The 14,485-nt window shown below is 35.4% G+C and carries 14 protein-coding genes; 6 read left to right on the top strand and 8 right to left on the bottom strand.

What is annotated here, in order from left to right; translation table 11 throughout:
• Window positions 1–172 precede the first annotated feature (172 nt).
• The 4 genes from LF887_RS15810 (at window position 173) to LF887_RS15795 (ending at window position 3,667) form a co-directional block, all read left to right on the top strand.
• Window positions 173–436 carry a hypothetical protein gene (locus tag LF887_RS15810; RefSeq protein WP_236855210.1) on the top strand — a complete coding sequence of 88 codons (264 nt, stop codon included), beginning with the start codon at window positions 173–175 and terminating at the stop codon, window positions 434–436.
• 227 nt (window positions 437–663) lie between these two features.
• Window positions 664–2,052 carry a dihydrolipoyl dehydrogenase gene (gene lpdA, locus LF887_RS15805; RefSeq protein ID WP_236855209.1) on the top strand — a complete coding sequence of 463 codons (1,389 nt, stop codon included), beginning with the start codon at window positions 664–666 and terminating at the stop codon, window positions 2,050–2,052.
• A 63-nt stretch (window positions 2,053–2,115) separates the two neighbouring features.
• Entirely contained in the window at window positions 2,116–2,706 is a 591-nt protein-coding gene (locus tag LF887_RS15800) for a hypothetical protein (RefSeq protein WP_236855207.1), read from the top strand.
• A gap of 160 nt (window positions 2,707–2,866) precedes the next feature.
• Window positions 2,867–3,667, top strand: a complete 801-nt coding sequence (locus LF887_RS15795) for a patatin-like phospholipase family protein (RefSeq protein WP_236855206.1) — start codon at window positions 2,867–2,869, stop codon at window positions 3,665–3,667.
• 89 nt (window positions 3,668–3,756) lie between these two features.
• Here LF887_RS15795 and LF887_RS15790 read toward each other — a convergent pair whose 3' ends face one another.
• From LF887_RS15790 to LF887_RS15770, 5 genes are all read right to left on the bottom strand, one after another.
• The gene (locus tag LF887_RS15790) at window positions 3,757–4,197 is read right to left on the bottom strand and encodes a hypothetical protein (RefSeq protein ID WP_236855205.1); all 441 of its coding nucleotides are present in this window, start codon (window positions 4,195–4,197) and stop codon (window positions 3,757–3,759) included.
• Window positions 4,198–4,409: 212 nt separating this feature from the next.
• The gene (locus LF887_RS15785) at window positions 4,410–5,114 is read right to left on the bottom strand and encodes an ABC transporter ATP-binding protein (protein WP_236855204.1); all 705 of its coding nucleotides are present in this window, start codon (window positions 5,112–5,114) and stop codon (window positions 4,410–4,412) included.
• 80 nt (window positions 5,115–5,194) lie between these two features.
• Entirely contained in the window at window positions 5,195–5,761 is a 567-nt protein-coding gene (locus LF887_RS15780; protein WP_236855203.1) for a hypothetical protein, read from the bottom strand.
• Between the two features lie 374 nt (window positions 5,762–6,135).
• Window positions 6,136–6,831 carry a LytR/AlgR family response regulator transcription factor gene (locus LF887_RS15775; RefSeq protein ID WP_236855202.1) on the bottom strand — a complete coding sequence of 232 codons (696 nt, stop codon included), beginning with the start codon at window positions 6,829–6,831 and terminating at the stop codon, window positions 6,136–6,138.
• Window positions 6,824–7,885, bottom strand: coding sequence for a sensor histidine kinase (locus tag LF887_RS15770; RefSeq protein WP_236855201.1), 1,062 nt, complete (start codon window positions 7,883–7,885; stop codon window positions 6,824–6,826). Before LF887_RS15770 ends, LF887_RS15775 begins: the two co-directional genes overlap by 8 nt.
• A gap of 185 nt (window positions 7,886–8,070) precedes the next feature.
• On the opposite strand from LF887_RS15770, the gene LF887_RS15765 reads away from it, so the two are divergent.
• Complete coding sequence (locus LF887_RS15765; RefSeq protein WP_236855200.1) at window positions 8,071–9,201, top strand: acyltransferase family protein; 1,131 nt, start codon at window positions 8,071–8,073, stop codon at window positions 9,199–9,201.
• Window positions 9,202–9,354: 153 nt separating this feature from the next.
• Here the strand turns inward: LF887_RS15765 and LF887_RS15760 are convergent, their stop codons facing one another.
• The gene (locus LF887_RS15760; RefSeq protein WP_236855199.1) at window positions 9,355–10,392 is read right to left on the bottom strand and encodes a serine hydrolase domain-containing protein; all 1,038 of its coding nucleotides are present in this window, start codon (window positions 10,390–10,392) and stop codon (window positions 9,355–9,357) included.
• 3 nt (window positions 10,393–10,395) lie between these two features.
• On the bottom strand, window positions 10,396–11,286 hold the full coding sequence (gene bla, locus LF887_RS15755; RefSeq protein WP_236855198.1) for a class A beta-lactamase: 891 nt from the start codon (window positions 11,284–11,286) through the stop codon (window positions 10,396–10,398).
• Window positions 11,287–11,541: 255 nt separating this feature from the next.
• On the opposite strand from bla, the gene LF887_RS15750 reads away from it, so the two are divergent.
• Window positions 11,542–12,861, top strand: coding sequence for a retropepsin-like aspartic protease (locus LF887_RS15750; protein WP_236855197.1), 1,320 nt, complete (start codon window positions 11,542–11,544; stop codon window positions 12,859–12,861).
• A 153-nt stretch (window positions 12,862–13,014) separates the two neighbouring features.
• Here the strand turns inward: LF887_RS15750 and LF887_RS15745 are convergent, their stop codons facing one another.
• Complete coding sequence (locus tag LF887_RS15745) at window positions 13,015–14,478, bottom strand: RagB/SusD family nutrient uptake outer membrane protein (protein ID WP_236855196.1); 1,464 nt, start codon at window positions 14,476–14,478, stop codon at window positions 13,015–13,017.
• Window positions 14,479–14,485: the final 7 nt, after the last annotated feature.

Genomic DNA, 14,485 nt, shown 5'->3' with positions numbered 1-14,485 from the left:
CTTTAAATGTTAAAATTGTATGTTGTGAATTTCTTTTTTAAAGATTGTAAATGGAAGAAAGATCTCTTTTTTTATGAATATTGGTACGATATGTGTACATTGAGATATAAACCAGAATGAATTTAATTGATAATAAATATTTGATTGAAATCATTCAAAAAATATGAACATTATGAAAAAGTTATTTATTTCAACATTACTGTTATTAGGTTTATCCGCGAATGTTTTTGCTCAGAAACATCCACCGGTTCCGCCACACCCGTCAAAGAGCGAGTTGGTTAATATTAAAATGCAGGAGCTTACCAAAAAGTATAATACTGAGAAAAAACTGATCCTTAATCATCCGCTTGCTACCAAACAGATGAAGAGAGACCAGATGAAGGCTTTAAATAACAGATATCAAACTGAAAAACGATTGCTTCAAAAGGCTAAATAATACAGAATTATTGCGGGTATTAAAATTAGAAAAGACAATTTTATCATTTGTAATTTTAAGGAATTTTCAAAATAAAATAAATAATATTGAAAGAGAGTGCGTATCGTGCTCTCTTCTCTTGTTTTAAATTAAATAAAAACACCTTGTTGTTGCATTTTAAGATCGGTTGGCAGAAACATAAAACATCCAATATTTTTCCTTAAATTCGCATAAAAATTTTTAAAGTAATGAATTACGATATTATTGTCATTGGAAGTGGTCCTGGTGGATATGTTACTGCGATCAGAGCAGCACAGTTGGGTTTCAAAACCGCAATTATCGAGAAAGAAAACTTAGGAGGAATTTGCTTGAACTGGGGATGTATTCCAACTAAAGCTTTATTGAAATCAGCTCAGGTTTTTCATTATATCAACCATGCTGAAGATTATGGATTGAATAAAGTGGAGGCAAGCTTTGAATTCCCGAATGTGATCCAGAGAAGCCGTGGAGTTGCCAGCAAAATGAGCAAAGGAATCGAATTCTTAATGAAAAAGAATAAGATTGACGTAATTCTTGGTACTGCAAAAGTACAGAAAGGTAAAAAAGTTTCTGTTACAGATAAAGAAGGAAAAGTAACTGAATATTCAGGAAGCCACATTATCATTGCTACAGGAGCTCGTTCAAGAGAATTGCCAAACTTACCGCAGGATGGTAAAAAAGTAATCGGATACAGACAGGCATTGTCTCTTCCTGAGCAGCCAAAATCTATGATTGTTGTAGGTTCTGGAGCTATTGGAGTAGAATTTGCTGATTTCTATAATACAATGGGAACAAAAGTAACTGTTGTTGAATTTATGCCAAATATCGTTCCTGTAGAGGATGAGGAAGTTTCTAAGCACTTAGAAAAATCTCTGAAAAAATCAGGAATTGAAATTATGACCAATGCGTCTGTAGAAAGCGTTGATACAAGTGGCGAAGGTGTAAAAGCTAACGTGAAAACGGCTAACGGAAACATCACGCTGGAGGCTGATATGTTATTATCTGCTGTAGGTATTGCTGCAAACATCGAGAACATCGGACTGGAAGAAGTAGGTATTCAGACAGATAAAGGAAGAGTACTGGTAAACGAGTGGTATGAAACTTCTGCACCGGGTTACTATGCAATCGGAGATATCATTCCTACTCAGGCATTAGCTCACGTTGCTTCTGCTGAAGGAATCACTTGTGTAGAAAAAATCAAAGGAATGCACGTTGAGAAGATCGACTATGGCAATATCCCTGGATGTACTTACTGTCACCCTGAAGTAGCTTCTGTAGGTCTTACTGAGAAGCAGGCTAAAGAAAAAGGATACGAAATCAAAGTTGGTAAATTCCCTCTTTCTGCAAGTGGTAAAGCAACTGCTAACGGGAATACAGACGGGTTTATCAAAGTAATTTTCGATGCTAAATATGGTGAATGGTTAGGATGCCACATGATTGGAGAAGGAGTAACGGATATGGTAGCTGAGGCTGTTGTAGCAAGAAAACTTGAAACTACAGGTCATGAGATTATCAAGTCTATCCACCCGCACCCAACTGTTTCAGAAGCCATCATGGAAGCAGCAGCAGCAGCTTATGGTGAAGTGATCCACATTTAATTAAATGTAAAGAAATATAAATAATGAAAGCTCAGATTTATCTGAGCTTTTTTAAATATTATTATGAAAAAAATTATCTTTTTATTCGCATTCTTTTGTTTTATGCTAGGTTTTTCTCAGGAAAATGTGGATAAAGGATATTTTCCGGTAAAATATATCCTGAAAAGCTCAAGTGATACAATAAAAGCTAAAGTCAGGAATATAGGTAAGTTTACAAACAAAAAGTATTCTTTTGCTACCATTGTATTCAAAATGAAAATACGTGATAATGCCGGAAATGAGACCTGGATACAACCAAGTGATGTAAAATACATCAAAATTACTGACGAGAATAATATAAATCATGAATATTATGCTTCTTCAGATAAACTGCCAAAAGATCAAGGTTTAGTTGAAATAATATATGAAGGAAATAATATAAATTGGTATAGAAGTTTTTATAACTCGGCTCTTAGTATCGGTCTTGAAATCAGAGAGCATGTTATTGATAAAAGTAAAAAAAAGATTTATGGTTTTACTGACCTGTCTAAAAGTGTTTTTAAAAAGATATTTAAGGACTATCCTGATTTGATTGAAAAACTTGAATCAGCAAAAACAGAGAAAGATTGTATCAATCTTCTACAGCTATATGATGCTAAGATTGATAAAATTTAATTACATATAAACCACATATTCTACCTGTGGTTTTTTTTAGTTCTTGTAAATCCACTCTTCATATTTAATGATAAATTTATTTATGTTAAAAATAATGTAAAATCAGCGTATTTAAAAAAAATAATCCGATTATATCGTCTTGTTTTCTTACATTTATTCTATGAATTTTGAGAAAGTCGGACTTGTTTTATCAGGAGGTGGTACTAAAGGAATCGCCCATGCAGGAGTATTAAAATTCTTGAATGAAAAAGGAGTAGCCGTAGATATCCTTTCTTGTTGCAGTGCAGGATCTATTGTAGGATGCCTTCATGCCATCGGAAAGACTCCGGAAGAAATCCTTGATTTTTTCAATTCGGTTTATTTTTTCAACTGGAAACATTTTGCATTTAACCAGCCGGGGCTGGTATCTTCCATCATTTTCAGAAACTATCTAAAACCTATTTTTCATGATATGAAACTGGGAGATCTGGATATTGAAGTGAAAATTGTAGCCACAGAACTGGTTTCGGGGACTCAGAAGATTTTCGATAAAGATTTCGAAATTGTAGATGCTATTATTGCTTCTTGCTCTATTCCCGGTATCACAACTCCTTATATTATAGGAGATGAAATGTACTGTGATGGGGGAGTCCTGAATAATTTCCCTGCCGATATTATCAGAGAGACCTGTGATAAGCTGATTGGGGTATTTGTTTCCCCTCCCAATGATGCAAAGATTAAAGACCTGAACTCAATCAAAGCCATTGTTTCCCGTTCTTACGACCTTCTTTCCTACAGGATTGAAAAAGTGAAGTTTGATTATTGTGACTGGTTTATTTCCTCTCAGGAATTATCTACTTACGGAACTTTTGAACGGGGAAAAGACCGTTTGGAACAGATTTTTAATATCGGTTACAAAGCTGCGGATGAAAGTTATGAAGGCAGTGGTTTCCTTACAGAATTAAAACAAGCCGGAACATAAAAAAATCCTGTATCAATACAGGATTCTATTCTTTATTACAATCAGTTTACTGAAAGATTTTTGATACGGTTGGTGGGTATTATTATATTCTATTTTTTAACCACATATCCGTCCTGACGTACAATTTCGTTATCGTTAACATCGCTTACAACTAATGTGTATGGTGCTTTCTTCGCAGAATCTGTCAGATAATTTCTCCAGATCTGGTATGTATGACCTTCATTACTGAAAGAGAAATAATAATTACCTCCTGACCCGTCCGGGATCAGTTCTCCGTCACCTATGATCATGCTTGGTTTGCTGGTGATATTGGCATTGGCATTCCAGGCCTGGTAAAGGTATTTTCCGTTGGGCTGCTTATCAATTCGTATCTTGAACTTTTTGGTTTTAATAATTACGGTCTTTGGTACTTTTTGAAAAGTAGAAGAAGTAATAAAACGGTCCGGTGTTGAATCATGCGGAACTTCTTTGGCATATGCTAAAGAAAACTGAGCTAAGCAGAAAGTTCCTAATAAAAGATGCTTGATCATATTAATCGGTTATTGGTTTAACATTGAAAGCTAATCAAATATGGAGCCATTATAAAATCAGTACTTTAACTGACTTATATTCAATTTATTGAGATTATAGGTGTTCCGGGTTATCGCTGATTCAACAGATTTCGAAGGTCTTTTATAAAATATTAAAAAAGAATAACAAAGGGTGTAGAAAACCATTTCTTTGTTATTCTGTGTAAAACTTTTTATTTTGTAGCAGCTGTATAGCTTGCAAAAGCCTCTTCCAGGCTTTCAAACCTTCCCTTAAATTCATCAATAGGGCAGTCCTGAAGAATATTTCCCTGATGAATAAGAATAACCCTTGAGCAAAGCGCTTCCACTTCCTGCATAATGTGAGTAGATAATAAAACCGTTTTTTGCTGGCCAATTTCTTTGATCACATTTCTGATTTCTATAATCTGATTGGGATCCAGCCCATTGGTAGGTTCATCCAGAATCAAAAGGTCTGGTTCATGAATAATGGCCTGTGCCAATCCTACACGTTGTTTGTATCCTTTGGAAAGCTGACCGATTTTCTTTGATTTTTCAGGAGTAATTCCTACCAGTTCAATCACCTCATCTACTCTGGATTCTGAGATTTTGTGAATATTAGCTACAAACTGAAGGTATTCTTTTATATACATTTCCAGATACAGTGGATTGTTTTCGGGAAGAAATCCAATTTTCTTCTTGCTTTCAATCTCATGATCGGAAATATTTAAACCGTTAAAGATGATTTCTCCCTGATCAATCTTCAACGCTCCTACAATGGATTTCATCAGGGTTGATTTTCCTGCTCCGTTTGGGCCCAGAAGACCGATGATTTCATTTTTATCAATAGATATGTTGATGGTGTCAAGAGCAGTTTGTTCACCAAATTTTTTGGTTAGATTGATTATCTGAAGCGGCATAATTTTTAATATCTTTCTGCAAAAATAAAATAAAAAAACTCATCCGCTGGAATGAGTTTCGTAATATTTATAAATTATAATTATTTTCTTGATTTTTTTCCATTTCCAACACCGGATCCTGAATTAGTACCAGAGGAAGTATTAGAGCCTGATTTGGCGGGTACATTATGATTAATGGCGGCCGGCTTATCATACAATGCCGATTTTCCGTTTGTTTTTCCGAATACTTTGTCAACCTGTTTTTGGTTTAAAAACTGTGATTTACCAACATATTTTCGGTTTTTATTAATTATCTGGATAAACTGTACCGTTTGCTGGCCGTAGTTTTTCTCGTAGTGAAGTTCAATAATATCATTAGGAAGTTCCAGGACTATATTTTCATCAGGAACAGATATAAAGCCATCCATAATTAGCTTATAAAGTCCAGATACATCTCCATTCAGATTTTGAAATGAAAAAGATCTGATCGTATTCAGGTTACTGGTATTCAGATCCTGGTAATTGATAGTAAATTTGTCTTCCTTTTTATATAAACCAACAGAATTATCTTTACCGATTTCCACCAAACTTTCATTTTTCAAGACTTTAATCTGCGAGAAAACTGAAATACTGAACATACATGTAATAAGTAGAATTATTTTTCTCATGGAATGAATTTTAATGTTTTATAAATTTGGTGCACATAAACTTACTAATAAAAATGCTAAAAAGCAATTTTATTCGTTGTGGCAAAAATAGCATTTTTTTTTAATATTTATAAGAGAGTATCAGCTAACATCATGTACTTTACTGCTGTTGCAACGGATTGTAAATCATTTGATTATTTCATTTTTGTAAAATGTTCTTTAGAAAATGACCGTAGAAAATTAAAAAAATTAATGCGCTGTAATGCGTTGAAAAACAGATCTCAATATCACTCACAGAGAAGTGATATTAAGAAATGTTAAAAATAAATATTAAAAATAATAGTCTTGAAATTGGTTGCAGGATTATTTTATTGTTAAATGGTTTGTATACAGTTTTATAGAAGTTTATTCTTTAAAATAACAGAGGTAAAAGAATCATATTCTTTTTTATAACTTCGTCCGACAGGAATTTCATATCGTCCGAGAAATATTTCATGAGTACTGAAAGCGGTGACACACTCCGTATTGATGATGAAAGACCTGTGAACTCTTACAAATCCCTTGTCTGAAAGTGCTGCTTCGAGATTCGCTAACTTACTTTTAGATATAATGCTTTCCTGATTAGCCAGAACTATTTTCACATCGTTTCCCTGACTTTCAAAATAAACGATTTCTGAAAGAGAAAGTTTCTTGTGGATTCCTTCAGTTTTAATGATCATAAAATCATCTTTCACATCAGATGTATTTCTCAGTATACGTTCTACCGATCTGAAGAAGCGTTCAAAAGTGATGGGTTTCAAAAGATAATCTACAGCTTCGAGCTCAAAACCTTCAATTGCAAAATCACGATAAGCGGTGGTGAAAATAGTTCTTGGTTTCTGAGGTAGAGATTTTAGAAAATCGATTCCGTTGAGATGAGGCATCTGAATATCCAGAAACATAAGTTCCACTGCCTGGTTTTGAAGAACTTTATAAGCTTCCAATGCATTTGTTGCTTTTCCAATCAGTTTTAAACTATCAATTTTGGAAATATGATTTTCCAGTAATGATGCCGCCAGTGGCTCGTCGTCTACAATAATGCAGTTAATCATGTTGTGAAGGAGTGATTATTTCAACCTTAAAAATATGGTTTTTGTGGGAGATATTGAACTCAAAATTTTCCAGATAATGATGCTGCAACTGTTTTTTTATATTTTGAAGTCCGATTCCTTTTTCATTGGTATTCTGAGTTCCGGTATCATTGTTTTCAATTTTAAAAACAGAATATTTTTCATTCGTTTCTACTTCGATCTTTATTTCGGTAGGTTCTGAGCTTTTTCCTGCACCGTGTTTAAACGCATTTTCTACTAGAGTAAGATAAAGAAGGGGAGGTACGGTATTGGAAGAATGGAGTGTTATCTGTCTGCTTATTTTCAATCTTTCGTCATGATACCGGAGACTTTCCAATGCTATATAATGATCAATAATCGCCAGTTCGTCAGAAATGGGAACCCATTTTTTCTGACCTTTATACAGAATATAGTCCAAAATATCGGAAAGCTGGCTGATAGACTGTGAAGTTTTATCAGAATGGCTTAGTGACAGTGAATAAATATTATTCAGGGTGTTGAACAGAAAGTGAGGATGGAGCTGTGACTTCAGCGACTTTAATTCAAGTTCAGTTTTCTCTTTCAGCAATCTGATAGTACGTTCTTTTTCATCTTTATAACGGATAATAAACATGATAGAAATAAATATAAATGCCCCGCTGATAATGGGAAATGTGTAATGAAATAAAAGATACCTGATATCTGTTACAATACTGATAAAGCTGTCTTTCTGTTCATTGATGAAAAAAGGTTCGGCTATATGAACAATAAAGACTCTGTTGATAACCGAAAAAAGGTACAGACTGGCGATAAGAGAGAGCGTAAACTCAATATACTTTTTGCGATCCAGAAAATGACGAATAAGGACATAGTAAATAAAGTTGGCCCCTATAATCTGAAAAATCCAGTGGCAGAAATTATAAATTGCCATTTCCCTGACACTCCCGTCACTATACTCACCATACGTTCTTCCGATCCCGAATAGAAATAAAGCAGGCCAGAATAATAACTGAAAATATAGATATTGTCTGATGTGAGTTTCTTGTCCGGTTTTCATGATGATCAAAAATATAAAAACTTAGAATACAATACATAAAAATTCTGTGAAAGGTAATGAAATCAAGGCAGACAGCGTTATTATGTATGCAGGCAGTCTTTTTTACAGTTGGCACCTTATCATGTACTTTCCGGATCGTGAGGTGGAAAATGGGATGTAAATAGACAATATTTGCAGGAAAAAATATGATAACAGATCGTTCAGAAAGACTTTATGGATTGGACCACCTGAGAACTGCCGCTATTTTATTGGTATTAATGTACCATTACAGGGCATTTAATCATCCTTTATGGATTGATAATGTTGGGAAATTCGGATGGACAGGGGTTGACCTTTTTTTTGTTTTAAGCGGTTTCCTGATCTCCGGTCAGTTATTTAAAGAAATTGATAAAAAGGGAAAACTTCATTTAAAAACGTTTTATATAAAGCGTTTTTTTAGAATTATTCCGGCTTATTTTTTTACGCTTTTCCTGTATTTTACATTTCCTTTTTTCAGGGAAAAGGAGGCCCTGTCTTCTGTATGGAAATTTGTGACTTTTACGCAGAACTATGGATTAAACGTCATTGATAAGGGGACGTTCTCTCATGCTTGGTCATTGTGTATTGAAGAACAATTTTATCTTGCTCTTCCTGTGGTTCTTCTTATTCTGGCCAGAACCGGTTTACTTAAGTACCTTACTGTTTTGATCATATCAGCAATTATTTTTTCAATGATTTCAAGATTCATCATATGGAATGAATATATTGCTCCCGCAGAAAATGGTTCGCTGGCTTTTTGGCGTTTATGGTATATGAAGATTTATTATCCCACTCATACCAGGCTGGATGGGATTGGAGTAGGAGTATTGATTGGTTACTTAATGCAATTTTCATCAGTATTTAAAAGAATCGTTCATAATAACGGAAACCAATTTTTCTTTTTGGGACTATTGTTGTTATGCACATCATTTTGGGTGTGCAATGACCAGGTTTCAAAAGGAGCATCTATAATTGGATTTACAATGGTAGCAGTAAGTTATGGGATTATTGTAATGTCTGCTGTTTCCAAATCATCATTTCTATATCGGTCAGAGTCTTATATCACGGCACAGTTAGCAGCTTTATCTTATGCTGTTTATCTTTCTCATAAAGGAATTATTCATATTGTGCAGAAAATATTGGATCAGCGTGATATTCAAACTTCAGATAACGTATGCATTATCATTTGTCTGGTGGCTTGTTTTTCAGGGGGGCTATTGTACAGATTTCTGATTGAAAAGCCTTTTTCCCTAATTAAGACTAAAATACTCACGGCAAAGAATAAGCAGGATCAATAACAAAAAGTACTGCACCCGCAGTTTTAAATAAAATTCTAAGATAGAGATAAAAATCCTTTTTAATCTGTGGGAAAATCATATCGTACCCTGAAATAATAACAGAGACAGCTTCAGAAATAGAGGCTGTCTCTTTATGATGTTTATTAAACGTTATTATTTCGAAGTAATGCTTTTCAATACCACATTTTTGATTGCTGCTTCCTGAAAACTCCAGTTTCCCCTGTTTTCCGGCATTTGGTTTTCAAGAATGATCAAAGCTGTATCTGTAGAAGGGAAGTAGACATTCAGACTGGTAAAGCCATCGCCAAGTCCGGTAACTCCATAATAAGTGAGACCTGCTTCTTTGATGATTCTCACATTGTACCCAAATCCCATACTTTCTTTCCCGAAAACATTGTGCTGAGAGGTAGTGGAAGGAGTGAGCATCTGTTTCTGAAATTCCGGGGAAAGAAGCTTTCCTTTAAAAAGTGCCTCATCCCATTTTACAAGGTCCTGTACGGTAGAAATTACACCTGCCGCAGGTGCAAGGTCATCATTTAAGAATGTTTCTTTTACTTTTTCAAAATGGTTATTCTCACTTTTATAGCCAGGAACTAGAGATTGACTATTTCTGCTGTTATAAATAAATGTGCTGTTCATGTCTAATTTTTTGAAAAGTAAACCTGCCAGTTCTTTAAAACTTTTCCCGGTTGTATTTTTAAGAATATCCCCTAAAAGCATATAAGAAAGGTTTCCGTACTTGAATTGTGAACCCGCTTTGAAAGCTGCAGGTTTGTGAATGTCTGAAATACCATGAGTATGGTTGAGGAGATGATGCACCGTAACGGAGTCTGCCCATGACTGGGTAAGAGACGGCAGATATTTCTTTATGGGCGTATGGAGATCCAGTTTTCCCCGCTCTGCAGCCTGTAAAACCAAAACGGCAGTAATCTGCTTTGAGTTTGACATGATTTCAAACTGATCATCTGTTTTCAAAGGTATCTTTTTTTTTAAATCCCTGTAGCCATTGGATTTCATATATTTTATTTTCCCTTTTTGAGAAACCAGAACAACTCCGTTGAATTTTAAAGGAAAAGAAGCAGTGATAATACTATCGATCTTGCGGGTATAAGTGTCTTTCTTTTGTGCATTGACAGCTGTAGACAGTAAAACGGAGAGTGTAACTGTGAAGAATAATTTTTTTTTAATCATAGTTTATTTTTTATTGTAATAGTCATAGGCCGCTTTAGCAATTTCGGCAATAATAGCTTCTGCATTTTCAAATTTTTCGTAGGTATTATGAACGAAAACGGCAACATATATTCTCCTGTTGTATGAAAGTTCAATAATTCCAAAATCATTCACTGCGCCTGTCATTCCGGCATCATTAGTAAAGGAAGTTCCTGTTCTGTGAGCTACTTTCACCTCTTTCGGAAGTTTGCCTTTAAGCCTTTTCATTCCTGCTATGTTATTGAGCATAGCAGTATAAAGCCATTGAGAATGCTCTTTGTTTACGATTTTTCCGTTATAAAATTCCTGCAGTAAACGGATGGATTCATTAGGGGTAATCGTATTGATAAACTGAGACTCCCAGTTTTTATGCATAGCCTCTTCATCATTCTTAATGACCATATTTTTACTGTCAATGAACTGTTGAACATACTGAGGCCCGCCAATCAGTCTTAGCAGAATATCTGTTAAATTATTATCACTGTAGGAAACGATCCATTTCAAGGCCTCTTCCAGTGTGATTTCTATATTTCCGTCAGGATATTTTTCTTTGAACGGACTCCAGGTATCTTCCAGAAGTTCTTCTTTTTTGATCAATAATTTTTGTTGCATAGAAAGTTCGCCTTTCTCTATTTTGTGCAGAACTGCCAGTGCAATCGGAAACTTCACTGTACTCAGCATAGGGTAGGATTTGCTGCCATTGATTTGTATGATATCCCTGTTGGAAATACCAATAATTGATACCCCCACATCTGCTTTCTTGTTTGAGAGAATAGTCTCAATTGTTTTTGTTAGTTCCGGACGTTTATTTTTCTGAGAAAAAAGGGGCAGGCTTGAAAGTGTGATGAGTAGTGTGAAAATAATTTTCTTTGTCATTTGGTGAGTGGTTATTTCGAATGTTTTTTAGTTTTCCAAATATAAGTTTTTCCAACACTTGTTTGATGAAGTATGCCGGCTATCTCCTCCTGTTTTTAAATGATTTCTATTGAAATAAAAAGAAAGCGACGCCTGTAGTTCCGTTATTTTTCATAAGAATAAAGAATCGATTTGTTTTTAAAATCATAGTTTAATGATATTTAATAAATTAGCCGATAGAACGGTAGGTTCAAACTTAAAAAAACGAATACAATCATGATGAAAGATTTCAATAGTAATATCCAAAAAAGGAAAACATTTTTAAGATCAGAATCATTTCTGAGGACAGTATTGATATTGGTTCTACTGTGCATATCAGCTGTTGGTTTTGCACAGAGCCATAGTTCAGCATTTAATGTGATGTATAAGCAGGTGAAAGTAAAGAATTTTTTCAAAGCAAGGGATCTGTTTGCAGGAAATAAGAAAGAGTTACCGATAGCATATCAGTACTTTATGGAAGCAGTTCTTGATAATGCATTTAATAAGCCTGAAGAATCTAATCAGAAAATTTCACAATTGCTCACTTTGAAAACCAGCATTCCTGACTCACTGATGTTTAAATTATGGCGTATCCGGGAAGATAACAGCATGAAGCAATATAACTATTCAGAAGCGAAAAGGGCAGTGCAGACGACCCTTCAAAAATATGACTATCTGCTTACAGATGAAGAAAGAAAAGACCTGAAAAACAATCTGAAAATCTGGATCGTTCTGGAAAATAAGCCTCCTCAAAAAATTACCATGAATGGGGGTACCCGCCTGAAAATGGTAAAGGATGTTGCAGGCTTAAAAAACCTTAAAGTAAAGGTTGTAGAAGATTCCATGAACTTTATTTTTGATACGGGAGCCAATATTTCCACTATTTCTGCCAGTACGGCCAGCCGCCTGAAGATAAATGTGATTCCTGCTGATATCGAAGTAGATGCCATTACTGGTATTGCCGTCAAAGCAGATCTTGCCGTTTGTGAAAAAATGACTTTTGGAAATATAATAGCGGAAAATGTGGTATTTCTTGTATTCGCAGATGATGCACTCAGCTTTCCGCAAATTAATTATCAGATCAATGGCGTTCTTGGATTTCCTGTGATTGAGGCTTTAAGAGAAGTACAATTAACGCAGGACGATTATTTTATAGTACCCAATACAGAAACAAAAATAAACAGCCCGTCCAATATGGCAATGGATGGGTTAACTCCTCTTATTTTCATGGATGGGCGACATTTCAGCTTTGATACAGGTTCAGACTATACAATCCTGTATGCTCCCTTTTATCAGGAAAATAAAAAGAAAATAGATATGAAGTACAGGCTCGGGGCAGTCACTATGGGAGGGGCAGGCGGAAAAATTGAATATCCGGGATTTAAGGTGAATTATACCTTTCATATATTAGGGAAAGAAATTCCTCTGAAAAATATCAATCTGTTAACAACTAAAATCAACGAGAAAACTGTTTATGGAAACATCGGTCAGGATGTGATCCGCCAATTCAGTAAGATGACATTGAATTTTAATCAGATGTTTATTAAGTTTGATTAAAAAGCTGATCGAGCTTAATTTCAACGGGTAGATGGAGTGGTTTAAACAGAAGCTCATTGATAAATCACAAACGAGGCTGTCTCATTTCCGGGACAGCCTCGTTATCAAAATATATTAAAATTGTCGTGCTTTTCAGCGAAGGTTTTTCTTTATCTAGTCATTCTGTTTGATTTGTGGGTTATTATTAATTTCTTTATTAGGAATCTGGAATTTGAATTTATCCGGAGTAAGGTTAAATCTTCCAAAAGTATGATTGGTCCCTGTGTAAACTCTTTCCAATGGAATGTTTAATCTTTTCATATCAAACCAGGCGTATCCTTCTCCCCAAAGCTCTATTCTTTTCTGCAGGATAATTTCATTGATGAGTTCATTGCCGGTTTTTGAAGATAATAAGTAGTTTTTATCCCTTTTAGCGGTGATTTCGAACAATACCTGTCTGGCTTCAGCCTCTCTTCCCTGTCTGGCAAGCGCTTCAGCTTCTATATAATAAAGGGAAGATGCTCGGATATAGATATAATCACCTTCAAAAAGAGTAGGATCCTTAAACTTCCAGCTCACATAGGGAGGATAGTTCTTTGTTTTTGCGTTAAAAGTATACTGGGCATTCTGACTGCCATTGAAAACCTTTTTACGATAATCTGTTTCCGGAATCGCTTCGTAAAGACGCTTGTCGATCAGCTTACGGATTTGTGCAGCTCCGGCATACCCTTCATTGGTATTATCAAACATAGAAAAGAAAGATGCATAATAATTTCCGATACTCATTGTCGAAATCGTATTATGGAATCCCCATATTACCTCAGGATTGTTGATATTGGAAAACCCTGTAGTGGTGTATTCATTTTCAGTCATCAGAGCGATACCCTGTCTGCTTTCCTCAGCATACTTTACGGCTTTCACATAATCTCCTGTCTGCAAAAAGACCTCAGCAGCGATTGCTTTAGCTGTTCTCTGATCGATCTGGGCTCTGGATGGGCGCGCATAGCTATCCAGAAGCACAACAGACTCTTCAATATCTCTGGATATCTGTGTGTAAACTTCTGATACCGTAGATCTGGGAAGCCCCTGACTTGGATTGCTGGCGGTAAGAACCAAAGGTAATCCGGGGTCAGACTGATGTCCTTTATAATCATTGGCATAAAACCGAACGAGATAGAAATAAGAATAAGCCCTCAGTGCAAGAAGCTGCCCTTTGATCGCTCTGTTTTTTGTACTTGTATCTTGCTGCAGATCATCAAGGAGTTTGTTGATCATAAATATTCTTGCATAAAAAGTAGTCCATACAATCTCTGAAGCAGAGTTACTGGCATTGGTTGCTTCATAATTGTAAAACATTCCCAAATGCTGGTTCGTAGACTGTATTACATCATTAGACATCAGATCAGCTCCTGCCTTTACAGCCATTATCCCAAAATCTGAGTGAGAAGTAGTTCCTCCGGCTCCGTTGCTGCGAAGATCCAGGTAAATCCCACCGAGAATTTTTTCAGGCTTGGACTGATCATCATTCAGCTGTTCACCCGATATATCTCCTTCTGGAAGTGTATTCAGATCACTGGCACAGCTCTGGGTAATGATGCCGATGGCTATAGCTGCTATAAAATATTTTATTTTTTTCATTGTACTC

The organism is Chryseobacterium sp. MEBOG06 (genome assembly GCF_021869765.1).
GTDB lineage: Bacteria > Bacteroidota > Bacteroidia > Flavobacteriales > Weeksellaceae > Chryseobacterium.
Note: the sequence above shows the minus strand (reverse complement) of the source record. Positions and strands in the feature narration are given on the sequence as shown.

Bases quoted from the DNA above. Each gene is read 5' to 3' on its own strand.
- LF887_RS15810 (WP_236855210.1), top strand. From the start codon at position 173: ATGAAAAAGTTATTTATTTCAACATTACTGTTATTAGGTTTATCCGCG.
- lpdA (WP_236855209.1), top strand. From the start codon at position 664: ATGAATTACGATATTATTGTCATTGGAAGTGGTCCTGGTGGATATGTT.
- LF887_RS15800 (WP_236855207.1), top strand. From the start codon at position 2,116: ATGAAAAAAATTATCTTTTTATTCGCATTCTTTTGTTTTATGCTAGGT.
- LF887_RS15795 (WP_236855206.1), top strand. From the start codon at position 2,867: ATGAATTTTGAGAAAGTCGGACTTGTTTTATCAGGAGGTGGTACTAAA.
- LF887_RS15790 (WP_236855205.1), bottom strand. From the start codon at position 4,197: ATGATCAAGCATCTTTTATTAGGAACTTTCTGCTTAGCTCAGTTTTCT.
- LF887_RS15785 (WP_236855204.1), bottom strand. From the start codon at position 5,114: ATGCCGCTTCAGATAATCAATCTAACCAAAAAATTTGGTGAACAAACT.
- LF887_RS15780 (WP_236855203.1), bottom strand. From the start codon at position 5,761: ATGAGAAAAATAATTCTACTTATTACATGTATGTTCAGTATTTCAGTT.
- LF887_RS15775 (WP_236855202.1), bottom strand. From the start codon at position 6,831: ATGATTAACTGCATTATTGTAGACGACGAGCCACTGGCGGCATCATTA.
- LF887_RS15770 (WP_236855201.1), bottom strand. From the start codon at position 7,885: ATGAAAACCGGACAAGAAACTCACATCAGACAATATCTATATTTTCAG.
- LF887_RS15765 (WP_236855200.1), top strand. From the start codon at position 8,071: ATGATAACAGATCGTTCAGAAAGACTTTATGGATTGGACCACCTGAGA.
- LF887_RS15760 (WP_236855199.1), bottom strand. From the start codon at position 10,392: ATGATTAAAAAAAAATTATTCTTCACAGTTACACTCTCCGTTTTACTG.
- bla (WP_236855198.1), bottom strand. From the start codon at position 11,286: ATGACAAAGAAAATTATTTTCACACTACTCATCACACTTTCAAGCCTG.
- LF887_RS15750 (WP_236855197.1), top strand. From the start codon at position 11,542: ATGATGAAAGATTTCAATAGTAATATCCAAAAAAGGAAAACATTTTTA.
- LF887_RS15745 (WP_236855196.1), bottom strand. From the start codon at position 14,478: ATGAAAAAAATAAAATATTTTATAGCAGCTATAGCCATCGGCATCATT.